The sequence below is a fragment of the Neolewinella marina genome (genome assembly GCF_002631205.1).
GTDB lineage: Bacteria > Bacteroidota > Bacteroidia > Chitinophagales > Saprospiraceae > Neolewinella > Neolewinella marina.
The window spans coordinates 341,318-366,125 of record NZ_PDLO01000004.1 but is presented as its reverse complement, the minus strand read 5'-3'; the positions used below and the strand labels follow the sequence as shown (position 1 = coordinate 366,125).

Below are 24,808 nucleotides of genomic sequence, written 5' to 3'. Positions count from 1 at the left end.
ACGGAACCCAGCCCCACCCCCCACCGTTCCCCAATCAACCACTCCCCAACCATGACCTGGACCTTCCGCCTCGGCCGCATCGCCGGCATCGACCTAAAGCTGCACTGGACCTTCCTCATCCTCCTCGGGTGGGTATTCCTCAGCTACCTCTCCGAGACCGGCGAGGTGAGCGGCGGACTGGTGGGCGTGGCCTTCATCCTGGCGCTCTTCGGCTGCGTGGTGCTGCACGAGCTGGGGCACGCCCTGGCCGCGCGGCGTTACGGGGTGAACACCCGCAACATCATCCTGCTGCCGATCGGCGGGGTGGCCAACCTCGAGCGCATCCCCGAGGAGCCCCGGGAGGAGCTGGTGGTGGCCCTGGCCGGCCCGGCGGTCAACGTGGTCATCGCCGCCCTGCTGGCCGTGATCCTGGCGGCTACGGGGGGGATTCCGGATGCCGAGGCGCTGGAGTCGGTCACCGTGCCCAGCGGGCGCAACTTCCTCATCGGGCTGCTGAGCGTCAATATCCTGCTGGTGGTCTTTAACCTCATTCCGGCCTTTCCGATGGACGGCGGCCGCGTACTGCGGGCGCTGCTGAGCATGAAGTACGACCGGGCCCGGGCCACCCACATCGCCGCCCGCCTGGGACAGGTGCTGGCCATGGTGTTCGTCTTCCTGGGCTTCTTCGGCAACTTCCTGCTCGTCTTCGTCGGACTGTTCATCTACCTCGGGGCCGGGGGCGAGAACCGGGCCGTGGGGCAGCAGGCCCTGCTGGAGGGCTTCCGGGTGGAGGACGCCGTCATGCGGCAGTACACCGCCCTGAACGTGTACGAGACCCTCGACCACGCCGCTTCCATTTTGCTGGACGGGCAGGAGCGCGACTTCGTGGTGCTCGACGAGGGGGAGCCGGCGGGTATCCTGACGCGCGACGACCTGATCCGGGGACTGAAGGAATTCGGGAAACACGGACGGGTAGGGGAGGCCGCCCGCCGTCCCGATCTGCTGGAGCTGTCGGGCGATACCCCCCTGCAGGAAGCCTACGTGCAGCTGCAGACCAAGCAGACGCCCATCTGCTGCGTCCGCGATCCCCTGGGGCGCATCAGCGGGGTGCTCAACCTGGAAAATATCGAGGAGGTACTGCTGCTGAAACGGGCCCTGAAGGAGTAGCCGGCGGCGCGCGGGTGCCGGGGAACCCCGCGGGAAGCCAGGGCTAACCGTTGGAATATCAACTTTTTAGCCTAATTTCCACGTGATTAGCCGGAAAATCGTCCGCGGTGCACCGGCCGTTTGCTGCTACACCTAACACCTATACGCCTTGTGGAAAGATACCTCACCCAACTCCTGGCCGACCTACGCGCCATCACCCGCGAACGGCAGAACCGCTGCGGAACGACCACCGACCACTACTCCCTGAACGAAGCGGGACGGCCGATCAAGGACTTCGCCACCTACCAGGCCGAACTCCACCAATTCTTCTACGGCGAAGGGGAGGGCTCAATGTACCGGGAGATCGGACTGCTCCCGGAAGCCTTCCCCCCGGCCCCCCGCCTCACCGACGCCCAGCTGCGCGCCCTGGTGTCCCAGATCCTCGACGTCTGGACCGCCTACCGCATCATCCCCACCGTACCTGCGGGCATCTCGCCCCGCCGCCTCTACCCCGAGCTGCTGCGCATCATGCACGAACCCTTCCAAGACCCCGGCGAAGACGGCTGGATCCAGCAGGAGTTCTGCCATTTCCTGCCCGAGGAGTGCCCGTGGGATCCTGAGTTTTGCTCTTGTTGCTGGACGGACGGGGAGGCTGAGTAGGTGGTTGCTGGTTGGCTGGTTGCTGGTTGGGGCCCGGGGGGCGGGTTGTCCTCCTTGCTGGTTGCTGGTAAGCTGGGTACTGATTTCTGGTTAGCGTCCGGTGGGCGGGTTGTCCTCTTTGCTGGTGGGGTGGTTTTCTGGTTATTTGGTTGCTGGTTGCTGGTTGGGGCCCGGTGGGCGGGTTGTCCTCCTTGCTGGTGGGATGGTTGCTGGTTGCTGGTTGCTGGTTGCTGGTTGGCGTCCGGTGGACGGTTTTTCCTCCTTGCTGGTGGTATGATTTTCTGGTTGACTGGTTTCTGGTTGGCGCCCGTCGTCTGACGAATGCCTGCCGCTTGCGCAAGGTTCGTCCGAAGTTTCGTAGCGCCGACTTGAGTCGGCATGCTGCTATCTAGTTGGTGAGTTTTTGGTTCGCGCCCGTCGGACGGTGAATCACGTGCTACCGTGGATATCGTACGGGGGCTTCCCAAGACTCCTTACTGTCCCAACACAGCAATAAACTCCCCAATCACCCGCATTTCAGAAGCAGATTCTTCGGTCAACTCAAGGGGTAGAAAGGAGGGGTCATGCGAACGGGGGTAGAGCGAAATTCTGCGGTGCTGCCAGTTCTCGTCGTTCCGGACCTTTTCACTCCGGTATTCCTTAACCGTATAGGCAGATCCCGCCTCCGCGTCTGTAAAGGCATTCAGTTCAACCAGAAAAATTTTTCCGCTCCGGGATCCACCTTTATACCGGCGAAATAAACAAACACTGCCATTCGGGATGACCCGATTCATAGATTCTCCCACCACCCGGCAGGCAAAACAGTCGGAGTCCAGGGCATATCGGATGGGCACAGTGATCCAGTCTTCCTTCTCAACCACTTCAACCAGACCGAATCCTCCCGCGGCGGCTTGCATGCTATACAGGGGAACACTGTTTTCAAATGGGACAACCTGATGAGCAGGAAGGGGATGAATGGTTTTTTCAATGGGGGCTTCGGACGTAGCCAACGGAATGTACCTGGACATATACTCCCGCAAAGCAGGGTCGCAGACATAAATGTAAGTGCCCCGGATGCCGCGAAGCAGGATTGTTTTGTAGATGTTAAGAATGTAACTCTTCAGCCTCTCGGGACATTTGATCGTTGCTTTTCCATTACGATCGTGGTAGTGTTCTGCGCGAACAACGATCTCCTGGGTTTCCGGATCGAAACCAACTTCATTCCCGAAAATGATACCGGTAAAGTTGAGGTCGTATCCCTGGGTGGTATGAATGCATCCTACCTCCTCAATGGAATCCGGAGTATTGATCCAGTCGATGTTTGTAGAATTCCACCGCAGGCGCAAACCATCCTCTTCAATATCGTATGGCTGATATTTCTTGTTCTTGGGACTTTTGGATAGCCATGGCCAACTGTATCCAGCAATCAACCGGGAAAGTCCGTGGTCCTCATTCTTGTCTTGGATTCTGGCAACCATATCCGCCAATGAATCGAAAAGCTTCAATTCGTAATTTTTGTGGAGGAACTTAGGGTGGTCATCGGGTAGTTGCTTCTGTAACAAGCCATCAATAAATGCCACGTAATCATTGCCTCCTTGCGCACGGAATTGCGATTGCAGTGAGTGAATTTTAGTGGTCGGATTACTTTTGAGAGACTCGAACGCTGCAGCGCTGACGTCTGACGGCTTGATGGATTGATCAGTATCGTAGAAGAATAAGGCCCGGTCAGACTGCTGCAATACCCAGTCAAGTTCGGTGTGCTTCATCTTGTCCAGGCCCAGCTTTTCGCTTGCCTTGTCGAAGCTTCGAAAATAAGCTCCCAGGTTTACCCGCTGCCGTAACCGGTGGGCTTCATCTACAATCAGTAAATCGTACCGGCGATTTGCGACATCGGCGGGACCAATTACCATGTTAGGGCTCAATCCGCCAACGCCGGAGAAGATGTTCTGCAGGGTTTTTCGAAACGATGACATGGGAACAACGAGCCCCATGCTGAGGTCACCATACTGCGACTTGATCAGATCAACAAGTTCGCCGATTTCAGTTTCTTGCTCCCCGAACTCTTTAAAATTCAAGTCCTGTAAAGAGGAGTTTAGCAGTTTGAATAGGAAGACGGCAAGGATTGTTTTCCCAGTTCCAGCCCCGCCCTGGATGACAATATTTCTGCCGTCGTCAAAGGCGAGGGATCGCAGGATTTTGACCAATCCGGCGCTCTGTTCCCGGGACAAAGACTTGTACGGTGAGTACTTGAACAGGTCGGAATTGTCAATATGGTCCAGAGAGTGCTTCGCCAAGCCAGCACCTTGCAGGTTGTCCCAGATTGAAGTGAAAACGCTCCAATATGCCTGTTTTTGATAGTAGGTATGATTGGCAATTCCCAGGTTGCCATTCATCAATTCAAACTGCCCGTCTGCAGCCATGTACTGAATGAGATTAGATTCAATATCAAGGGTTGCGGACTTGTTGAAAAAGCTACTTGAAATCAGGTGGACCGTTGTTAACTTTTGCTTTTTCTCGTGCTTCTGGTGGGTGTCCAGACGTGACAATACGTCTGCCGTTTCTCCTACGTAGGCCTGCTTTTTGTCTCCATTACTAAGGATGTAGACAAGGGGCCACAAGTCACTGGCTTCCCTTTTGGATAGTAACTCTTCCCGTATTGAACTGTTGAAGTCGTACTGCGCAATATCAAAGGAATAAGGGGCGGTCATAACTCGTCGTACTTTCTGGCGGAACCCTTGGCCTTGTTGACTGGATATTTCTCTCCATTTTGCTTGACCTTGTCCTTGACTATCTCTGAAATGTCGAGGCCGTACTTATCAGCAAGCAGGAGAGCATATGCTATGACGTCTGCAAGTTCCTCTGCCACTTTACTTCGGTCAGCTTCCTCGGGGCTTTTCCATAGAAACAACTCCAACAACTCTGCGGACTCAATATTGAGCGCGACAGCAAGGTCCTTGGCATTGTGAAATTGCTGCCAGTCGCGTTCATCCCGGAAGCGGGTGAGGAGTTGAATCAGTTGTTGCGTTTCGGTCATGGTCATTTGCTGGCCCAACGTATTGGATTGGGAGATATGTAGACAATCAGGCTCCAATATATTGACTTTGATAACAGGTGTACTTGAGGGGATTTATTGGCGCCTTCAATATCCACCCCACCACCAAAACCATCAGGCGCAACCCTAAATCCCCAAGTCAAACCAACAAAACGCCCCTAACCAGCAATCAACCCAGCCCAGTACCGGGGATTGGCGTAGCGCTGCGACAGCGCCCCCGCCCGGCAGCTGCGCTGGGCCTGTGCCAGGGCCGTTGCGGGCGGACTGCCCATGGCGAGTTGGTCGTAGAAGCTTTTGAGTACGGCCACGGTGGCCGCCGCCGGAATGTCGTAGAGCGAGCTGATGACGTCCGGGACCCCAGCGAGGTGGAAGCTGCGCCGCAGACTGAAGGTGCCCTCGCCGGCCTGCTGGAAGCCGCTGGAGGTGGCGCAGGCCGCCAGTACGACCAGTCCGGCGCGGAGGGGTAATTGGGCTACGACGATCCCGTTCAGACTATCGCGGTCGTTCAGGTGGAGGTAGTTTTCGTGCAGTTGCCGGGTGTTTCCGCGGGCGTGGACGGTGAGGTGGATGATGTCGAGTGCCGGGGCCTGGGAGACAAAGGCGCTGGTCTGGGGGGCGACCGTAGCCACGGACCAACCGCCGCCGCCCGCACGCTGCAGGTCCTGCGTCAGGCCCGCCGCATAGCCGACCAGTTGGGGGTGTGTCCAAACCCCGATATCCGCCACGTCCATCCGGAAATCTTTCCGCTTTGCTGCGTGCAGCAATTCCACGCGCCAGCTCGGGAGGTAGCGCACGACGTAGTTATCCACTACGTACCGGAGATCGGTGAACGCCTCCTCCTGCCGGCCGGGAGCTACGGTAAGCGCCGACAGGGGAACTTCCGATAGTAGGGGCGAGGGGACGAACAGCAGTTCCGCAGGCTGGGCGGACAACCCTTCCAGCGGGGCCAACAGGGGGGCGTAAATCTGGTAGGCAACGTCAGCGTACTCGCCGGGCGAGCAGGTGAGCTCACCCGTTAGCATCTGCCGGAAGGTGTCGAGGCGGGGGACTATGGAGGTCGGGACCTGATACGTGAAGGCGGTATCCGGATCCACGCAAAGCAGCAGGATCTGGTCGTTCAGCTCGGTCGACAAGAGCAGGGCCTGTCCCGGTTTAAGGTGGGCGCGCACCGCCGACAGCTTGGGGGTCGCGGCGAAGTCTGAGAGGGCTGTAAGGGTCGGTTGGACCTTCTTCTTTTCCCGCCGGTAGCGGGTGTCCAGCTTCCGGAACTCCCGCAGCTCGGCGACCGGCAAGGAGAAATCCCTGCGGTACGCCCGTTTGTAGTTTTCCAGGCTGGCATGCAGGGAACGCCACTGGTGCTGGTTGTCCACCTCCCCGATGGTGACCAGGTCCCGGAGGAGGAGCAAGCCCTGACTGAGTTCCATCGCGCGAAAGATGGCGTCCCGGGCCACGACGGGTTGCTGCCGTTGCATTTCCAGGGCCGTCTCGAGGCATACGTCCAGCAGCACGTCGCCCAGTTCCACCAGCTTGTTGATGACCCCCTCGTCCCGCTGGGAGGGGAAGGACCCGGCGTAGCGGTCCATGGTAACCTGCGCCAGGGCAAAGGCGCGGTGGAGGTCGGCCGTATCGGCCTCCGCCCGGTAGCGCCCCAGGTACACCTTCACCAGCTCCAGGTCGAGGTAGGGGCAGATGTAGCGCTCGGAAAAGGACGTATCGCCAACGGCAACGCTGAGCCGAGCCGCTGGCTGGGCGCAGTTGGAGAGCCGCAAATCATCTATGGACAACGCAAGGGCCCGGCGGTAGTCTCCGCGATCGAGGGAGTTGAGCTTGAGGATGTAGTTGGCTTCCCGGGGGTTCTCCAAGCGATAGAACGGAGCCTGCTCCAGCAAGCGCTCGTAGTGGTAGCGCATACTGTCCGGGGCGCCCCGGCGGAAATGCCAGTAGGCCAGGAGGCGGTGCGGATAAGCGTAGACGGGTTCGGCCGGATTGCCCGTCCGGGCCAGGGTGTCCAGGGCGGCCCGCAAGTCGGTTTCCGACCGGTGGGGTAGGCGAGCGGCCATCAGGGACCAGTCTTCCCAGGCGTGTCGTTCGCGGGCCCCTCCCGCCGCGCGATAGTGTCGGATGGCTTGACGAACGAGGCTTTCCACATCACCCGCCACCTTGTCGAAATCCCCCCCTTCCAGCCAGGCGTTGGCGTATTTCCAGCGGGCGTATGCCTGCGTCAGCAGCAATTGTGGGTACAGACCATCATCCGCGAGCCCGTGATCCAGTAGCACCGCCATCCCCAGCGCGGCCACCATGTCCATCTCCAGCCATTCCCACTCCGTATACTTCAGGAAAGCCTCGCAAAGCAGCTGTCGGGCGAGCAGGAGGGGGGGCGGGTCTTCTCCGAGATGACGGTTGGCGAGGGCGGTGTAGTGGATGACCGAATCTTCGTAGCCCCGCTCGTAGTGCATGACGGCCAGGTGCTGGTAGATTTCCGTTTTGGTAGGGGCGGACACCGAATCGCCCTGGCTAGCCACCACATCCCGCAGCCGATATACACGATCCAGTGCCTGCCAGGATTCCAAATCAGCGTAGTCCTCCCGCACCAGTTGCAAGCTGTCGCCCAGGCGCAGGTCCAGTTGGGTACGCTCAGCGACCGCCTGCTGTGCATCGGCCGGGTGGCTACAGGAAGCCATCCACAGCGCCGGTAGCATGGCAATCAGGAAGGTAAATTTCATGGTGGGTGGACTCGGGCTTCTTAAGGTAGGTTGCCTGCTTCCAACCCACCAAATTGCGGCGCGCCGGTGTTGGGTTTAGTTGCTGGCGGGCGGACCGCAGCAACCCTGGGATGGCATTCCTCAAAGGGTTCGACTTCGGATTGGTGTATTACTTTTTTCACCAACCCTGATTCACCTTGCCCAAAAAAACACCCCACGACCAAAGCCGCGGGGTGCATCCCAAAAGGGGAAACCGGGGAGAAGGGTGTTACCGGACGCGGAGCAGTCGCTCCGTGAGGGTATGGGTGCCCAGGGTGGCCCGCAGCAGGTAGACGCCCGTGGGCAGGCCGCTGCCGGCGGCGGGGTTCCAGAGGAAGGTGTGGGTGCCGGCGGGGTAGGGGCCGCGGGCCACTTCGGCTACCCGTTGTCCCTGTCCGTTGAAGACCTCCAGCAGCAGGGGGCCGGGCTCCTTCAGCTGGAGCACGATGCGGGTGCCGCGGTCGAAGGGGTTGGGGTAGGCCGCCAGGGAGAGCTTGCCAGTGTCGGTCGACCGGGTAGCGGTGGTGGGTTCTCCGGGTTTGCCCGAGAGGCGGCGGAAGGTGCCGGCCGCGGTCAGGTCGTGGAGGACCACCGTGGGCTGGGGCGGCGCGGCGTCGTCGGGGTCGAGGGGCCGCAGGCGGAGGCTGGCGAGGTGCACCTGCCCGTCGGCTCCGAGGGGGTTGGCGTGGGCCAGCCGCAGGTGGCCGTCGGCGGTGCGTTCCAGGTTAGCCGTGGGGCGTTCGAATCCGGCCGTGGAACCCGCCTCCAGGCCGTCGAAGCGGTAGCGTTGGGCGTCCCAGCTCACTTCCATCAGGTAGCTGCCGAGGCGTTCCCCGCTCAGGCGCATGTCCACCGTCAGGGGCACGCGGTAGCCGTCGGCGTCCACTTCGGGGGTGGCGTCCACGGGCACCTCGATCGGGGCGTCGGGGTTACCCATGCCGGCGGTTTCTTCCAGACAGGCGGTGGCCGTGCCGAGGGGCAGGTCGACGGGCAGGCCCACGTCGTAGGTCAGGATGAAGAGGGCGTCGCGGGAGTCGGTCAGTCCGTCGGCGTCCACGTCACCGATGCCGCCCAGGATGCGGTTGGCGGCCACTGGGGGCAGGGCGTTGCCGACGCTGTGGGCCAGGACCAGGGCCGCGTCCGTGGAGTTGATCAGCCCGTCGCCGTTGACGTCGCCGAGCAGCTGGTTGTCGGCCACCACGAAGTCACAATTCTCGGTGCGGGCGTTGGGCAGCAGGTCGGCAAAGGTGTGGGCCGCCGCCAGCACGCGGGTTTCCAGGTCAGGGTGGATGGCGGTGCCCGCGGGTGCCAGGGCCCGGAAGCGGGCCGTGAAGATGGGCACGTCGCCGCCGTGCCCCGCCGTGTGGGCGCCGTTGAAGACGATCACTCCGGGGTTGCCGTCGTTGATGAAGCCGGTGAAGTCGGAGAGGATGCTGCTCTCGCCCAGGTACTCCATCTGGGTGGGATCGTAGGTCAGGGTGGCGGTGAAGTTGCCGAGGAAATCGTCGGGGGCCGCCACGCCGTTCATGTCCACCCTTACCGTGATCGGGAACTCACAGAACTGGGCTACTTCCTGGGGGCAGTCGACCATCACCACCGGGGCCTCGCCGTCGCCGCCGGGGTCGGGGTCACCGGGGAGCCGCAGTCCATCGGCCGCCGTGCGGAAGCGTAACTGGTTGCCGCCGAAGGGCTCCAGCGTCTGGGCGTCCGCCTGGGTCATGTTCAGGGTGAAGACGGCGTTGGGCGGATTGGGGTGGGGCAGAAACCTCACCTCCACCGGGAAGAGCTGGCCGGGTTCCAGGGGCAGGTTCATCAAGGTGGCACGCGGGGAGAGCAGTTCCACGGTGGTGGGGCCGCTCACGATGACGTCCTGGCCTTCCATGCCGTTGTCTTCCCATACGCCGAAGAGCTCACCCATCTCCAGGGTCACTATGCCGTAGTCGAACAGGGAGCGGACTTCCCGCTGGGGCAGACTGAACTGCAGGCTGGCAAGCGAGAACTCCTCACCGTAGTTGCCCACCAGCACCTGCGCTACGAATCCCCCCGTGGCGGGGTCCTCATCGCCGACGGAGACGTTCTTCCACACGATGTTGTTGTTGTTCTGCACGTTGGCGTAAAGGTTGCCCGTCTCGGGGAAGGTCATGCCACCGGGTTCCTCGGTGCGGGCCAGGAGGCAGAAGTGGGACTTGTCGCCGGGAATGCTCGCGTAGTCGTCCGGGTTGGGCACCACCCATTCGTACTGCAGGATGGTGAACTCCCCGCCGTCCACGGTCACCGGCTGGCTGCCGATGGGGGCACCCATCAGGGCGGGGGTGATGACGTTGCCGTCCCAGGGGGCGGGCCAGCTCACGCCGGAGCCGGCCTTGGCCCAGTAGAGGTGGTTGGTGCCGGAGGCACTGCCGCCGCAGCCGCGGTTGCGGACCCTTACGTAGACGTAGTTGGGTTCCCCGCCGGGGCGGTAGACGGGGTTCTGGTGCTCCTGGTTCAGGAAGCCGTCGTCGGAGTTGCGCACCCAGATGTCGGCGCTGTGGTACATGGCCTCGGTGGAGGGGTTGGGCTCGGCGCCGGTATCGTCGTGGGTGTCGGCCGACCAGAGGTCGGGTTCGGCCGGCGACTCAGGGGGCGGCTGCAGGCCGTCGGAGCCGATGAGGTCCGCCCGTACGCCGAAGAGGGTAGCGGCGGCCCGCACGTGCTGCCCCACGGTGAACATGGTGCGGCAGGCGTCGGTGGTGTAGTCCATGTGGTTCATGAACATGTCGCCGTCGGGGCCATTGCCGCAGGAGGTGGACGGGAAGGCGGGGCAGCTGGCGTTGAAACTGCCCTGGTTGGGGGTGTCGTCCACCTCGTCGGTACCCGAGCAGATGTCGGCCAGGGCTGAGTCGTCGCCCCAGATGTGGCGGAGGTTGAGCCAGTGGCCGATCTCGTGGGCGCAGACGCGGCCCAGGTTGTAGGTGGGCGAGACCGTGCCCGTGGTGCCGAAGGCCGTGTAGTCCATCACGATGCCGTCCTCGGCGGGGCGGGTGGCGAAGTCGGCCGGCCAGGCGGCGTAGCCGAGGGTGGTGCCGGCGATGTCGCAGACCCAGATATTCAGGTATTCATCCGAGGGCCAGCCCTCCGTGCCGCCCGTGCTGGAGAACTTCACGGGGTTGCGGACGGTAGCGGTGGAGGCCGTGGGGTCCTTGGTGAAGGCGGTGACGGTGGTGGCCGTGCGGGTGATCCCGTTGGTGGGCTCGCAGTCGGGGTCCCGCTGGGCCAGGGCGAACTGGATCTGCAGGTCGGCCACCTGGGAGGAGAAGGCGGAGGGCACGCTGCCCACGCCGGCGTTGGTGGCCCGGAAGAGGTCGTTGAGGGCGTCGATCTGGCTCTGGACCTGGGCGTCGGAGATGTTCTCGGCGGCGGTGTTGTAGACCACGTGGACCACCACGGGTATGGTGATCACTTCCCCGCCGAAGCCCAATATGTCGTCGGCGCGCAGGTTCCGGAGGTACTCATCCGTCAGCCGGTTGATGCGCTCGTACTGGTCGCGGAATACGGGGTCCTGTTCCAGCCGCAGCAGGAGTTCTTCCCCGGTGCCGCAGTCGAAGCCGCCGGGGTCGGCCGCGGGGAAGACCGTCAGGTCGTCGATGAAGAAGGTGCGCAGGGCGCTTGCCGTCTCCAGGTCGATGATGTAGCCCAGGGCGGGGGGCAGGCGTACGGTCTGGTAGGCGGGACTGGCCGGTGGGGTGGCCAGCAGCTCTACCTGTCCGTCCGCCCCGTAGCCGTAGATGAGGAAGCGGCCTTCGGAGTCGAAACCCTGGATCGCGAAGGAGACGCCGCCGGTGGGTTCGCTGAATTCGAAGAGCACCGATTGGGAGGGAAATTCACAGCCAATTCCCTCCGAGCAGTTGGTGGCCGCCTGGGTGCCGGAGGGGGCGTCGTCGCGACTGAAGACGTTCACCGGCCCCAGCGGCTGGTTGTTCAGGGGCGGCAGGTTGACCAGGGAGACGCTCGGGGTGCCGAAGGTGACCACCTGCGAGCTGCCCAGGGGCGCCGAGTTGAGCAGGCCGGTATGGGCCTCGAAGTCGAGCACGAGGGGACCGGCCTGCCCCACCGCCAGGGCGCTCAAACAGACGGTCAACAGCATGGGAAGGAGGAGGCGGGCAAGGAAGTGCCTGTCCGCCGGGAGTACTGCGTACAACATGGGAGAATGGATTGGGTGTTGCGGAATGTAGTGTGCGTCTTCCCCCCAGGAATGGGGGTTGACTCCCCTCTATTCGCCACAGCAACAGCTCGTTACGCCGGGACCGCCAAAAATCTGCCCGCGCCGTTCCAAACCCAATCTCCCAAAACGAAGAAACCGAAAGCGAGGGTTCGCTTCCGGTTCCTTTTCCCCTGCGGGAATGGGTGATTAGTGAAGGGACTACTTCTTGCTGTCCTTCTTGTCGGAGGACTTGCCGCCGCCCGACTTGTCGCCACCCTTGGAGCCGCCGCCGGTTACGTTGCCGCTCTTGCTGCTGCTGCCGCTGCCGGGTTTGTCGGTTTTGCCAGGGGACTTTTTAGAATCATCAGATTGCTTAGCCATGGTACAAAGTGTTTGATCGGCAGTGAATTCCACCGACCTTTATTTCGGGTATAATCTTCTCCGTTGGGCATTTGTTTGACACGGTGGGCGATATGCAGGTTAAAATTCTGAAATTCTTGATCGGTTCCGGAGCTGTGCTCCGGGCCACCGCGTGTTTAGGAGTACTTAGCCAGCGGGAGCACCGCGACCGATGGCGGACGACAGCCGCGAGCACTTCTGGTTCTTGAGCTGTGCTGCGAACTATAGCCATGACCGCGAACACAATGGTTCCGGAGCTGTGCTCCGGGCTAGTGTCATGACCGCGAGCGAAGCTCGCGAACCAGAACCGCGAGCACAGCTCACGAGCCGAGCCGCGAGCGAAGCGAGCGAAAAATGCAACGCTATTGACCCCTTGACCCCTTAGCCCCTTGCCCCCTTAACTCCTTAACCCCTTGCCCCCAAACCAAGATTTTTTCACCACCCCTGTCCGCTCACCCCACCTCCTGCTGTTCTAACCATCACCAACCCGGAACCCATGGAAACCCAGTCCGCCGACCACGGCTATCCCTATCAGAAACTACAGGCCCTCAAGGGGCTCATTGGCATGGAATTCATTTCCCTGCACCTGCGCGCGGCGCAAATTGAAACCGAAGAAATCTCAGTCTACGAAGACTTCGTGGTGGAGCTGCGGTCGGATACCGAGGTGGCCCTGCTGCACCTCGCCAACGGCTGGTTCACGCCTCCCGAGCTGCCCGGTCGCGGCCACCTGAACCTGACCCTGCGCACCTATGCCATCGAGGAAGTCACCCCCCAGGATGCGCCCAGCGAGGCCCGCGCCGAATACGAAAGCGTGACCAAGCCCCTCGGCGTGCGCTACGCCGCCCTCTCTGAGCCCGGTCCCCTGGAGGAAGTGCAGGTCAACGAGGGCCACGCCGGCCAATCCCCGACAGCCCCCGACGTCCGCAGCGTGGAATCTATCGTCCTCCACTTCGCTACCGGCAAGGCGCTGGTACTGATCTCCGCCGAAGACCGCGTGGTCATCAAATCCACCACCCGCAAAGCCCTGGAGAACGGCGCCGACCCCCTCCACACCATCGTGGATGGCCAGCCGCGGACTATTGAGTCTATCCGCGTAAGCGCTATTGCGTCCTGATGGGTTCCGTTCCGGAGCTAAGCTCCGGGTCACTGCGTGTTTAGGAGGATGATGACCGCGAGCACAGCTCGCGAACCGGGGGCGCACACCGCGAGCAAAGCTCGCGAACCAACGAGCCGCGAGCGAAGCGAGCGACACTGTCACACCTCTAACCCCTCTAACCCCCGAGCGCAGCGAGGTCTAACTCCTCTAACCCGCGAGCGAAGCAAGCGAAAATGCCACCCCCTTTACCCCTTAGCTCCTTAACCCCTTGATCCCTTTACTCACTCCCCCGTATCTCCCCCAGCATAGCCCGAGCATTCTCCCCAGTAGGTCCCTCGGGGTCCATGGCCATCGCTTTTTGGTAGTATTCCACGGCCTTTTCGGTGTTGCCGGCTTTCCAGTGGCCTTCGGCGAGGCTGTCCCAGGCGTTGGGTGAGTCGGGGAAGAGTTCGGCGTTGAGCTGGAAGACCATCACGGCTTCCCCGGCTTTGTGCTGGCCGAGCAGGAGGTAGCCCGTCTGATTGAGGCGGCGTTCGAAGGGGTAGTAGCGGTAGCGCGGATCTTTCACCAGGCGGTGGGCTTCGGCGCGCACTTCTTCCAGTTTGCCGGCGCGGTACAGTTCCGCCAGGTAGTCGATGGGATCGGCCAGGGCTACGTCGCCGTCGTAGTTGAGGATGGCTTCCAGGGCCGGGTCGCGGTTCTCGCGGTAGTCGGCGAAGGACATATCCACGGCGATGTGGGGGGCTTGCCAGTCGTCGTTTTCCCATTGGGGCTTGTCCTGCCACCAGGCGAAGGAGAGGCGCGCCTCGATCTTGCTGTTGGGTAGCTCTACCGGACGATTGTCGCCGTAGAAGTTGACGTTCTCCGAGGTGGGCTCCCCGACGAAAATGACGTTGGTGTAGTTGTCCAGTTCGTTCACCAGGTTCTGGGCGGCGGAGAAGGTGCGCCGACCGATGATGGCGAACAGCTTGCCGGGCTGGTCGATCTTCTCGGTCTGGATGATGCCGCGGATCACGTCCTTGTTCTTGTAGTTGTTGCCGCCGCCGTTCAGCCGCAGGTCGATCACGAGGCGGTCCACTTCGTTCTCCTCGATGAAGTCGAACACCTCACCGTAGAAGTCGGGCAACAGCTGGGTGCTGTCGTCCCTCACCTTGCTCTGGCGGACGTACACCGTCCGGCTGTCGGGCAGGTACTCGTGGAAGTAGGGGCGGTCCAGGTGCCGGAGCCACAGCGGGGTGGTGGTGTTGTCGCGGGCGTCGAGCCACTGCTCGTCTTCCACCGCCAGCCCGTAGTGCACGTGGTGGCGGGTGGTGTCCACCGGCGCGAAGGTGACCTGGAAAGGCTCCCCTTCCCGTTCCAGGGTCAGGGTTACCGAATCCTGCAGTTCGGCGGTGATCCCCTGGGCGTGGAGCACGGCGGGATTGGCCAGTTGCAGGGGGGCGGTGGCCCGGAAGAATTGCTCGTTCTCCACCGAAACCACCGGCCGCACGGCCTCCAGGGCCTCCTCTACGGGTACGCCGGCCACGTGGGTGACGCGGGCGCCTACGGCCTCGGCAAAGGCCCGGTGGGCGCCCTGGACGTAGAGGCCGTCGGAGAACCAGTACAGGTTATACGGCAGCTCCCGGAAGCCGAAGGGGTTATCCGGCCCCCAGCCCGAGAGCCAGATGTTCGTATGGCCGTAGCCGAAGAGGGCCACGATGCGGGCCAGCCCCACGATGACCTCGTGGTCTTCGAGCTGGGGGATCTCGGCGTGCAGTTCTTCCACCGCGGCGTCGAAATCTTCGGCGCTGACCTTCTTGAACAGGAAGGGGTATTCCTCATGGGCGGTCTTTTGCAGGTGGCGGAGGTCCTGCCGCCATTCCTCGGGGGTGAGGTCGATCTGGGCCGCCAGCGAGAAGGAAAGGATGAGCAGGAGGAGGGTAGGGTACAGTTGCCGCATAGTGGAAGTTAAGGATGCTTCCCCAAAAAGACGAGGGCGGGGGGGCGGGGTTGCAGGCGTCGGCCGCTGACCGGTATCTTCCCCCCATGACGCCCCTCTTCAAGAAACTCAACTTCAAAGGCCAGTCCCCGGTGCTGGTCGTCGATCACCCCGAGTCCTTCGCCGCGGAGATACAGGCAATGGCGGGGGAAACTACCTTCGTCACCGATCCGGAGGCGGCGGAGGAGGTTCCTTTCGTGCTGGTTTTTGCGCGGACGCGGGATGCCGTGAACGCAGCCGCGGAATCCGTGGTCCCCCGACTGGCCGGCGACGCGGTTTGCTGGTTCTGCTACCCCAAGAAGTCCTCCAAAAAGTACCAGAGCGACATCACCCGCGATACCGGCTGGACCGCCCTGGGCGAACACGGCATGGAGCCCGTCCGCCAGGTAGCCATCGACGCCGACTGGAGCGCCCTCCGCTTCCGTCGGGTGGAACACATCAAGCAGCTCAAACGGAGTACCGGGATGCTCCTCAGCGAGGAAGGGAAGGCGCGCCGCGGCGACGACTGATGTCGGCGCCAGCCTCGTCCATTTCCCCCCGGTGCCGTTTCTTGCGAATCGATCATCCAGAAAACCCCGTTCGCGTATGCCCACCCGTTCCCGTCGCCGTTTCCTCCGCCAGCTTTCCGCCGGACTACTCGCGGCCCCGCTGCTCTCCGAATCCGCCGCGGCCCAGACGCTGGTGGCCCCCCGGGTACCCACGGGCGCGAACGACCGGATCAACCTGGCCTGCATCGGACTGGGCATCCAGGGATTCAGTGACCTCGATGCGGCCCTGCAGACCCCCGGCGTGCAGCTGGTGGCCGGCTGCGACCTCTACGACGGCCACCTGGAGCGGGCGCGGGAGGTGTACGGCTCCGACATCTTCCTCACCCGCGACTACCGCGAGATCCTGGCGCGACCCGACGTGGACGCCGTTATCGTAGCTACCCCCGACCACTGGCACGACACCATCACCATCGCCGCCCTCGACGCCGGCAAGCACGTCTACTGCGAAAAGCCCATCGTGCAGCAGCTGGAGGAAGGGCAAGCCGTGCTGGACGCCGAGCGCCGCAACCCCGGCGTCCTCATCGTGGGCAGCCAGCGGGTAAGCTCCATCCTCACCGAGCAGGCCCGGGAGATCTACCGCCGCGGCGACCTCGGCCAACTCGTGCTGGTGGAAACCTTCTACGACCGCTTCAGTGCCCTCGGCGCCTGGCAGTACTCCATCCCCCGCGATGCCTCACCGGCCACGGTGGACTGGGAAACCTTCCTCAAGGATACCGGCGATCGCCCCTTCGACGCCGAGCGCTTCTTCCGCTGGCGCAATTACCGCGATTACGGCACCGGGGTGGCGGGCGACCTGTTCGTCCACCTCTTCTCGGGCAGCCACCGCATCCTGGATTCCCTGGGGCCCGAGCGCATTTACGCTACCGGCGGACTGCGCTACTGGAACGACGGACGCGACGTGCCTGACGTCTTCATCGCCAGCTGCGACTACGGGGAGCAGGAAGGCCACCCCGCCTTCAACATGCAGCTCCGCGTCAACTTCGTGGACGGCGGCGGCGGCGGCTCCCGTACCCGCTTCGTCGGCACCGAGGGCAGCCTCGAAGTCGGCGGCAACAGCCTCACCCTGCGCCGCAAGACCCTGCCCGCCGCCCCGGGCTACGGCGGATGGGATACCTACAATACCTTCCCCCAGGCTACCCGCAAGGAGTTCGAGGGGTGGTACCGCAGCCAGTACCCGCCCGTACCGCCTACCGTGGTCGGTCCCGCGGAGTGGACCTACCGCAGTCCGGAAGGCTACAGCGACCACGTCCACCACTTCGCCAACTGGTTCGAGGCCATCCGCAACGACGGGAAGGTGGTCGAGGATGGCGCCTTCGGTTTCCGCGCCGCCGCCCCCTCCCTGGCCGCCAACCTGAGCTACTTCGACCGCCGGGTGGTCGACTGGGATCCCGTGAAGATGAAGTGCTCCTAGCCCCCGACCGGGTGAAAAAAGGAATAGCCCTGGACAAATCCGGAAGCCCCCGCCGACCGGGGAAGGCCTATCCTGTGGTTCCTCCGGAATCAATACCACGAACATGCCCCTCCTCGTCCTTTTCCTCCTCTGCTGCCTTCCGCTGACCGGGCAAGACACCATCCGCCAGTACGACTTCGTAGTGGACGCCGCGGGCGGCGGCGATTTCCTCCACGTGCAGGACGCCATCGACGCGGTGCCGGCCCTCAGAAGCAACCGCACCTGGATCCTCATTCGCCGGGGCACCTACCGGGAAAAGCTGGTACTGCCGCCCACCGCCACGAACGTCAGCTTCGTCGGGGAGGACGTGGCCCACACCATCCTCACCTACGACGACTACGCCCGGAAGCCGAATCGCTTCGGGGAAGAGATGGGCACTTCGGGCTCCTCCTCCTTCTTCATCTTCGGCGACGGCTTCTCGGCCGAGAACATCACCTTTGAGAACGCCGCCGGCCCCGTAGGGCAGGCCGTGGCGGTGCGCATCGACGGCGACCGCGCCCGGTTCGAGAACTGCCGCTTCCTGGGCAACCAGGATACCCTCTACCCCCACGGCCGCGGGAGCCGGCAGTACTACAAAAACTGCTACATAGAGGGCACGGTGGACTTCATCTTCGGCTGGTCGACCGCGGTATTCGACGACTGCCGCATCTTCTGCAAGTCGCCGGGCTACCTCACCGCCGCCTCCACCGAGGAGGGCACCCCCACGGGCTTCGTCTTCCGGAACTGCACCATCGAGGGCAGCGCCCCGGTGGGCAGCGTCTACCTGGGACGGCCGTGGCGGCCCTACGCCCGCACCGTGTTCCTGGACTGCCAACTCGGGGAAGTAGTCCACCCCGCGGGCTGGGACAACTGGCGCAGCCCGGAGAAGGAAAAGACCGCCTACTACGCCGAGTACGGCAGCCATGGCCCGGGCGCCCGTCCCGCCGAACGCGTGGACTGGGCCCACCAACTGACCCCGGAAGAGGCGGAGCATTACCGGTCGCTGGAGAACCTGCTGGGCGGGTGGGATCCTGAGGAGTAAGGAATGTCCTTCGCCAGTAAGGCTCGTGGGGCCCGGGAAATCGCTTTAAAAGGGGAAGCCCTCTATCTTGCTGGTCATTCCCGTCCGCCTATGTCCTTCGCCGCTTACCTGGACCGCCTCCACCACTGCGCCCGCCAAAACCGCTGGCTGGGCCTCTTTGCCCTCTTCAACCGGGTGGCGCTGGCGGCCGGATTCCTGCCCGCGGGCTACGTGAAGATCACCGGGGAGCGCTTCACCGACCTCCACAACCTTCACCCCCTCGGCAGCTACCTGGAGGCCCTCTTTCACACGGGCTACTACTACACCTTCATCGGGGTGGCACAGGTGACCGCGGCCATTCTGCTGCTGATCCCCCGCACGGCCACCCTGGGGGCCATCCTCTACCTGCCGATCATCGTCAACATCTGCATCCTTTCCTTCGCGGTGCGCTTCCAGGGCTCCTTGCTTACCGCCCCCCTAATGATCCTGGCCAACCTCTACCTGCTTTGCTGGGACTACCACAAGTTCCGGCTCATCTTCCCCTGGAACCACGGGCCGGCCACCGCCCTCCTGCCCGCGAAGGAGATGACGTGGCGCTTCCCCTGGAAGTTCGTGCTGGGGGTGATCGCCACAGTGGTGCTGGTGTTCGCCTCCGTCGTTTACGCCATGCGCTACACTATGATGCCCATGAACCGCATCACCGAATGCCGCCCCCGCTGCGCGGGCAGCGACGACCCCGAGGCCTGCCTGGAATTCTGCGAATGCGTCCACACCCGCGGCGAAACCCTGGACGATTGTCTGGAGGCCTACGAGCGCGCGCTGGAGTAGCGGCCGGGTGGTCGGGCCTGTGGCCCGGCGGGAAGCTGCGGTACGGACGCTCGCGGGTGCGCCGCTGCGCTGGGCACACCGCGAGGTCCTGGCGGGTAGGGAGAATTGAGAAGCGAAAGGACGCTCCTCAGTGACCCTCAGTGCCTCCGTGGTTTCTGAAAATATCTCGGCGCGCAACGCCTCGACCTTGGGAGCTGCCCCGCAAATGGTACATGGTATTTTGTACGTGGTAAATGGTAAATGCCTCGGCGGGCGGCTGCGATACGGACGCTCGCGGGTGCGCCGCTGCGCTGGGCACACCGCGAGGTCCTGGCGGGTAGGGAGAATTGAGAAGCGAAAGGACGCTCCTCAGTGACCCTCAGTGCCTCCGTGGTTTCTGAAAATTCCTCGGCGCGCAGCGCCTCGACCTCAAAAAAAAGAGGCGACCCCCAAAGGAGATCGCCTCTAATGTTTGCGGTAGGTGCCCGATTACTTCACGTCGAAGCGGTCGGCGTCCATGACCTTGGTCCAGGCCTTGACGAAGTCGTTGACGAACTTGTCGGTGGCGTCGTCGGCGGCGTAGACCTCGGCGAGGGCGCGCAGCTCCGAGTTGGAGCCGAAGATCAGGTCGGCGCGGGTGCCGGTGAAGTGGGTTTCACCGGTGCGGCGGTCCTTGCCTTCGAAGGTGGTCTCTTCGCTGTCGGCGGCCGACCACTTGGTGCCCAGGTCGAGGACGTTGCTGAAGAAGTCCTGGGTGAGGGTGCCGGGGCGGTCGGTGAAGACGCCGTGCTTGGAGTCGTCGTGGTTCAGTCCCAGGGCGCGCATGCCGCCGACCAGCACCGTCATTTCGGGGGCGGTCAGGGTGAGCAGCTGGGCGCGGTCCACGAGCAGTTCCTCGCCGGTGGCGTTGATCGGGTTGCGGCGGTTGATGTAGTTGCGGAATCCGTCGGCGTAGGGCTCCAGGGCTTCGAAGCTTTCCACGTCGGTCTGCTCCTCCAGGGCGTCGACGCGGCCGGGGGTGAAGGGCACGGTGATGTCCTTGCCGGCCTGCTTGGCGGCCCGCTCGATGGCGACGTTACCGCCCAGGACGATGAGGTCGGCCAGGGAAACCTGCTTGTTGCCCGATTGTCCGTCGTTGAAGGCCTGCTGCACGCCTTCCAGGGCCTCGAGCACCTTGTTGAGCTGCTGGGGCTTGTTCACCTCCCAGTGGCGCTGGGGGGCGAAGCGGATGCGGGCACCGTTGGCACCGCCGCGCTTGTCGGAGCCGCGGAAGGTGGCCGCCGAGGACCAGGCCGTGTAGGCCAGTTCCTGGACCGACAGTCCGGTATCGGCGATCTTGCCCTTCAGGGTGGCTACGTCGTTGTCGTCGATCAGGTCGTAGTCGCGCTCGGGCAGGGGATCCTGCCAGAGGAGCTTCTCCTGGGGCACGTCCGGGCCGAGGTAGCGGCTCAGGGGGCCCATGTCGCGGTGGACGAGCTTGTACCAGGCGCGGGCGAAGGCCTGCTTGAAGGCTTCGTTGTCGTCGCGGAAGCGCTCGGCGATCTCGCGGTACTTGGGGTCGACCCGCAGGGCGAGGTCGGAGGTGAGCATCGACGGGTGGTGCTTCTTGCCGGGGATGTGGGCATCGGGGACGAGGTCCTGTCCTTCGCCGTTCTTCGGCCGCCACTGCCAGGCGCCGCCGGGGCTCTTGTAGAGTTCCCAGTCGAACTTGAAGAGGAATTCGAAGTAGTCGTTGCTCCACTGGGTGGGCGTGCGGGTCCAGGTCACCTCCAGTCCGCTGGTGATGGTGTGGGGGCCGTGGCCGCTTTCGTAGCTGTTGTGCCAGCCGGTACCCATGGCTTCGATGGGCGCGCCCGCGGGTTCCGCGGCAACGTATTTTTCCGGGTCGGCCGCGCCGTGGGTCTTGCCGAAGGTGTGGCCACCGGCGATCAGGGCGACGGTCTCCTCGTCGTTCATGGCCATGCGGCCGAAGGTCTCACGGATGTCGTGGGCCGACTTCAGGGGGTCGGGCTCACTGTTGGGGCCTTCGGGGTTCACGTAGATGAGGCCCATCTGCACGGCGGCCAGGGGGCTTTCCAGCTGGCGGTTGCCGGTGTAGCGCTCATCGCCGAGCCACTCGGACTCCTTGCCCCAATAGATGTCGGACTCGGGCTCCCAGACGTCCTCGCGGCCGCCGGCGAAGCCGAAGGGCTCCACTCCCATGGTCTCCAGGGCGATGTTGCCGGTGAGGACCATGAGGTCGGCCCAGCTGATCTTCTTGCCGTACTTCTTCTTGATGGGCCACAGCAGCAGGCGGGCCTTGTCGAGGTTGGCGTTGTCGGGCCAGCTGTTCAGGGGGGCGAAGCGCTGGCTGCCGGAGCTGGCGCCACCGCGGCCGTCGGCGATGCGGTAGGTGCCGGCACTGTGCCAGGCCATGCGGATGAAAAAGGGGCCGTAGTGACCGAAGTCGGCCGGCCACCAGTCCTGGGAGTCGGTCATCAGGTCGCGCAAGTCCTGCTTCAGGGCCTCCAGGTCGAGGCTCTGGAAGGCCTCGGCGTAGTCGAAGTCGGGATCCATGGGATCCGTCAGGTTGCTGTTCTGCCGCAGGATGTGGAGGTTCAGGGCGTTGGGCCACCAGTCGCGGTTGGAGGTACCGGCGCTGGCCGTGGAGTGGGCGCCGCTGAGGAAGGGGCAACTTCTGCTGGATTCATTGACTTCCCACACCTTCCCGTTGTCCGGGTTGTTGTGCATGTTGTGGGACTGGCCGTGGCTATTGGCCTCTTTCTGGATGTTAGAGTTATTGGTCTCTGCCATGTTTACTGGAAATTATCGGGGTGGGCCGGCGAAGCAGCCGCGGTCGGTTTAAAGTATACCCTCTAAAAGGGATAGGCCGCCGGCATGGTTCAATGCCCGAAGGAAAGGTTTGTGTCAAGAAAAAGACCCCGCCCGCCAGGGGCAGGTTGGCCGAACCGCATTTCCCCGGCACCCGCGCGCCGCCGCCCGGAACTTATCCGTCGCCGCTACCCGAACAGGGGGGCGAAAGCCAGGGTTTTGATCCATTGCGGACCACACCTAAACCCGCCTGGCATGAGCAAAAAGAAAACACCCCCCGCCGCCCCGAACTCCGCCAAGAACGAGGCGCTGGAACCCTACCGCAAGGACCCCACCGACCAGCCCCTGACCACGAATATGGGGCTCAAGGTGAACGACACCAACAACTCCCTGAAGTCCGGCATCCGCGGCGGCACCCTCCTAGAGGATTTCCTGCTGCGGGAAAAGATCAACCACTTCGACCACGAGCGCATTCCGGAGCGGATCGTCCACGCCCGGGGCAGCGCGGCCCACGGGGTGTTCGAGCTCTACGAGGCGATCCCGGAGTTCACCAAGGCCGGCATCTTCAATGATACCTCCCGCAAGACGCCCGTCTTCGTCCGCTTCTCTACCGTAGCCGGCTCCAAGGGCTCCCCGGACCTGGCGCGCGACGTCCGCGGTTTCGCCGTCAAGTTCTACACCGAGGAAGGCGTCTGGGACCTGGTGGGCAACAACATGCCCATTTTTTTCATCCAGGACGCGATGAAGTTTCCCGACCTGATCCACTCCGTCAAGCCCGAGCCCGACCGCGAAATCCCCCAGGCGCAGTCTGCCCACGATACGTTTTACGACTTCGTTTCCTTGTCCCCCGAGACGCTGCACAACCACATCTGGGTGATGAGCGACCGGGCCATCCCGCGCAGCTTCCGGATGATGGAGGGCTTCGGCATCCACACCTTCCGCATGATCAACGCCGAGGGCGTGGCCCACTTCGTCCGCTTTCACTGGAAGCCGAAGCTGGGGGTGCATTCCGTCACCTGGGACGAAGCCGTCAAGATCAACGGCGCCGACCCCGATTTCCACCGCCGCGACCTATGGGATGCCATTGATGCCGGTCAGTTCCCCGAGTGGGAACTGGGCCTGCAAATCATCCCCGAGGCGGACGAGCACAAGTTCCCCTTCGACCTGCTCGACGCTACCAAGTTGATCCCCGAGGAGATGGTGCCGGTGAAGATCGTGGGCAAGATGACCCTGAACCGGAACCCCGACAACTTCTTCGCGGAAACCGAGCAGGTAGCCTTCCTGCCTACCCATTTGGTGCCCGGACTGGACTTCAGCAACGATCCCCTGCTGCAGGGGAGGCTCTTCTCCTACCGCGATACCCAGCTGAGCCGGCTGGGCAGCGTGAACTTCGAGCAGATCCCGATCAACCAGTCGATCGCCGCCGTCCACAACAACCAGCGGGACGGACATATGCAGATGCAGATCCCCAAGGGGAAAACCGCCTACTTCCCCAACACCCTGGGCGGCGGCTGCCCCTTTCTGACGAGCATCGCCGATGGCGCCTTTGAATCCTTCACCGAGCGGATCGACGGACACAAGATTCGGGCCCGCAGCGAAAGCTTCGTCGACTATTTCTCCCAGCCTGCCCTGTTCTACCGCAGCCTGAATGACTGGGAAAAGGCCCACGTGGCCGATGCCTATACCTTCGAACTGGGCAAGTGTACCTACCCCCACGTCCAGCAGCGCATGCTGTTTATGATCTCCCAGATCGACGAGGCACTCGCCAAGCAGGTGGCCGACGGACTGGGCCTGGAAGTGCCCGACAGCGTAGATCCGCCCGTCAACCAGGCCATCGGGCCGGACGATGAGGTGGAAAAGATGCAGCCCAGAGAGAAACAGGTGTACCTGGAAAAATCGGATGCTCTGAGTCAAACCCACCTTCCGTCAAACTCGATTGCCACCCGGCAAATCGCAGTACTGGCGGCCGATGGCTTCGACGCCGACGACTTCGGCCCCATGCGGGATGCCCTGGAAAAGGAAAACGCCATGGTGAAGATCGTCGCTCCCCACGGCGGCACCATCAAATGTACCAAGGGGCACGACCATGAGGTGTTCGCGGCCATTATGACCACGGAAAGCGTGCTCTTCGATGCCGTGTACATCCCGGGTGGCCAAAAGTCGGTCGACGCCCTGCTGAAGCAGGCCAAGTACAAGAAGTTCGTCAATGAAGCTTTCAAGCACTGCAAGGCCATTGCCGCGGACGGAGCTGCCGTGAAACTCCTGGACGCCACCCACGTCGGCGACCACAAAAAGGACGACAAGGCCGTCTTCGTGGACGGGAAGCCGCAGGCATTCATCAAGGCCATCGCCCAGCACCGCAACTTCGATCGGATGGAGGTAGCGAAGATGATCCCGGTCTAGCCAGCGCCGCGGGACATGTGAGCCGACAAGAGGAGGTACTGCACGAAAATGCAGTACCTTCTTTTTTATGCTTTACCAACCTTCGCTTCGATGACCAACTCCCCCTATCCTTGCCTGTGGTTCGACGGGCGGGCCGCAGAAGCCGCGCGGCTCTATACCTCCGTATTTCCCGATTCCCGCATCGTTGCTGACCAGGGGGCGGTCGTCACCTTCGAGCTGAACGGCAGCCCGTTCATGGGGCTGAACGGCGGACCGCAGTTCGGTTTCAACGAGGCGGTCTCCTTCGTCATCAGCTGCGAAACCCAGCAAGAGATCGACCACTACTGGGAGCGGTTGACGGCGGATGGCGGATCGGAGGGGAACTGCGGGTGGCTGAAGGACAAGTTCGGCGTAAGCTGGCAAGTAGTGCCCGCGGAGCTGCCGGCGCTGCTCGGTGATCCGGAGCGGGCGCCCCGGGTAGTCGCGGCCTTCCAGCTGATGAAGAAGATGGATATCGCGGCGCTGCGGGAGGCCTGAACCTTTGGGTATGGTGAACTAAAAGTCCCGCCCGCCGTTATCTAAGCACACGCTTAGAATACC

The 24,808-nt window shown here is 63.0% G+C and carries 16 protein-coding genes; 9 read left to right on the top strand and 7 right to left on the bottom strand.

Features of this window, described 5'->3' with window-relative positions; all coding sequences use genetic code 11:
- The first annotated feature begins 51 nt into the window (after nucleotides 1-51).
- Both CGL56_RS11920 and CGL56_RS11915 read left to right on the top strand, forming a co-directional pair.
- Nucleotides 52-1,146: a site-2 protease family protein gene (locus CGL56_RS11920; RefSeq protein ID WP_099106781.1), complete on the top strand. Its 1,095-nt coding sequence runs from the start codon at nucleotides 52-54 to the stop codon at nucleotides 1,144-1,146.
- 150 nt (nucleotides 1,147-1,296) lie between these two features.
- Nucleotides 1,297-1,785 (top strand): hypothetical protein, encoded by a 489-nt coding sequence (locus CGL56_RS11915; protein WP_099106780.1) that lies wholly within the window; start codon nucleotides 1,297-1,299, stop codon nucleotides 1,783-1,785.
- A gap of 473 nt (nucleotides 1,786-2,258) precedes the next feature.
- On the opposite strand, the gene CGL56_RS11905 is transcribed toward CGL56_RS11915, so the two are convergent.
- The 5 genes from CGL56_RS11905 to CGL56_RS18260 form a co-directional block, all read right to left on the bottom strand.
- Nucleotides 2,259-4,472, bottom strand: a complete 2,214-nt coding sequence (locus tag CGL56_RS11905) for a DNA/RNA helicase domain-containing protein (protein WP_099106778.1) — start codon at nucleotides 4,470-4,472, stop codon at nucleotides 2,259-2,261.
- Nucleotides 4,469-4,798 carry a nucleotide pyrophosphohydrolase gene (locus CGL56_RS11900; protein ID WP_099106868.1) on the bottom strand — a complete coding sequence of 110 codons (330 nt, stop codon included), beginning with the start codon at nucleotides 4,796-4,798 and terminating at the stop codon, nucleotides 4,469-4,471. The genes CGL56_RS11905 and CGL56_RS11900 overlap by 4 nt, the downstream gene beginning before the upstream one ends.
- A gap of 176 nt (nucleotides 4,799-4,974) precedes the next feature.
- Nucleotides 4,975-7,539 carry a CHAT domain-containing protein gene (locus CGL56_RS11895; RefSeq protein ID WP_099106777.1) on the bottom strand — a complete coding sequence of 855 codons (2,565 nt, stop codon included), beginning with the start codon at nucleotides 7,537-7,539 and terminating at the stop codon, nucleotides 4,975-4,977.
- A gap of 247 nt (nucleotides 7,540-7,786) precedes the next feature.
- A complete protein-coding gene (locus CGL56_RS11890; RefSeq protein ID WP_099106776.1) occupies nucleotides 7,787-11,737 on the bottom strand; it encodes a M43 family zinc metalloprotease in 3,951 nt (1,316 codons plus the stop codon).
- A 219-nt stretch (nucleotides 11,738-11,956) separates the two neighbouring features.
- Nucleotides 11,957-12,118 carry a hypothetical protein gene (locus CGL56_RS18260; protein WP_167641673.1) on the bottom strand — a complete coding sequence of 54 codons (162 nt, stop codon included), beginning with the start codon at nucleotides 12,116-12,118 and terminating at the stop codon, nucleotides 11,957-11,959.
- A gap of 514 nt (nucleotides 12,119-12,632) precedes the next feature.
- Between CGL56_RS18260 and CGL56_RS11885 the strand changes: the two genes are divergently transcribed.
- A complete protein-coding gene (locus CGL56_RS11885) occupies nucleotides 12,633-13,250 on the top strand; it encodes a hypothetical protein (RefSeq protein WP_099106775.1) in 618 nt (205 codons plus the stop codon).
- 259 nt (nucleotides 13,251-13,509) lie between these two features.
- Here CGL56_RS11885 and CGL56_RS11880 read toward each other — a convergent pair whose 3' ends face one another.
- Nucleotides 13,510-15,171, bottom strand: coding sequence for a hypothetical protein (locus CGL56_RS11880; protein ID WP_099106774.1), 1,662 nt, complete (start codon nucleotides 15,169-15,171; stop codon nucleotides 13,510-13,512).
- A gap of 86 nt (nucleotides 15,172-15,257) precedes the next feature.
- Here CGL56_RS11880 and CGL56_RS11875 point away from each other — a divergent pair, with 86 nt between their 5' ends.
- From CGL56_RS11875 to CGL56_RS11860, 4 genes are all read left to right on the top strand, one after another.
- Nucleotides 15,258-15,719: a hypothetical protein gene (locus tag CGL56_RS11875; protein ID WP_099106773.1), complete on the top strand. Its 462-nt coding sequence runs from the start codon at nucleotides 15,258-15,260 to the stop codon at nucleotides 15,717-15,719.
- A gap of 76 nt (nucleotides 15,720-15,795) precedes the next feature.
- Nucleotides 15,796-17,169, top strand: a complete 1,374-nt coding sequence (locus tag CGL56_RS11870) for a Gfo/Idh/MocA family protein (RefSeq protein WP_099106772.1) — start codon at nucleotides 15,796-15,798, stop codon at nucleotides 17,167-17,169.
- Nucleotides 17,170-17,272: 103 nt separating this feature from the next.
- Nucleotides 17,273-18,229: a pectinesterase family protein gene (locus tag CGL56_RS11865; protein WP_099106771.1), complete on the top strand. Its 957-nt coding sequence runs from the start codon at nucleotides 17,273-17,275 to the stop codon at nucleotides 18,227-18,229.
- 90 nt (nucleotides 18,230-18,319) lie between these two features.
- Nucleotides 18,320-19,036 carry a hypothetical protein gene (locus CGL56_RS11860; RefSeq protein WP_099106770.1) on the top strand — a complete coding sequence of 239 codons (717 nt, stop codon included), beginning with the start codon at nucleotides 18,320-18,322 and terminating at the stop codon, nucleotides 19,034-19,036.
- Between the two features lie 468 nt (nucleotides 19,037-19,504).
- Here the strand turns inward: CGL56_RS11860 and katG are convergent, their stop codons facing one another.
- Nucleotides 19,505-21,745, bottom strand: coding sequence for a catalase/peroxidase HPI (katG, locus tag CGL56_RS11855; protein ID WP_099106867.1), 2,241 nt, complete (start codon nucleotides 21,743-21,745; stop codon nucleotides 19,505-19,507).
- A 336-nt stretch (nucleotides 21,746-22,081) separates the two neighbouring features.
- Here katG and CGL56_RS11850 point away from each other — a divergent pair, with 336 nt between their 5' ends.
- Together CGL56_RS11850 and CGL56_RS11845 are read left to right on the top strand one after the other, a co-directional pair.
- Nucleotides 22,082-24,229, top strand: coding sequence for a catalase (locus tag CGL56_RS11850; protein ID WP_099106769.1), 2,148 nt, complete (start codon nucleotides 22,082-22,084; stop codon nucleotides 24,227-24,229).
- Between the two features lie 90 nt (nucleotides 24,230-24,319).
- On the top strand, nucleotides 24,320-24,745 hold the full coding sequence (locus CGL56_RS11845) for a VOC family protein (protein WP_099106768.1): 426 nt from the start codon (nucleotides 24,320-24,322) through the stop codon (nucleotides 24,743-24,745).
- Nucleotides 24,746-24,808: the final 63 nt, after the last annotated feature.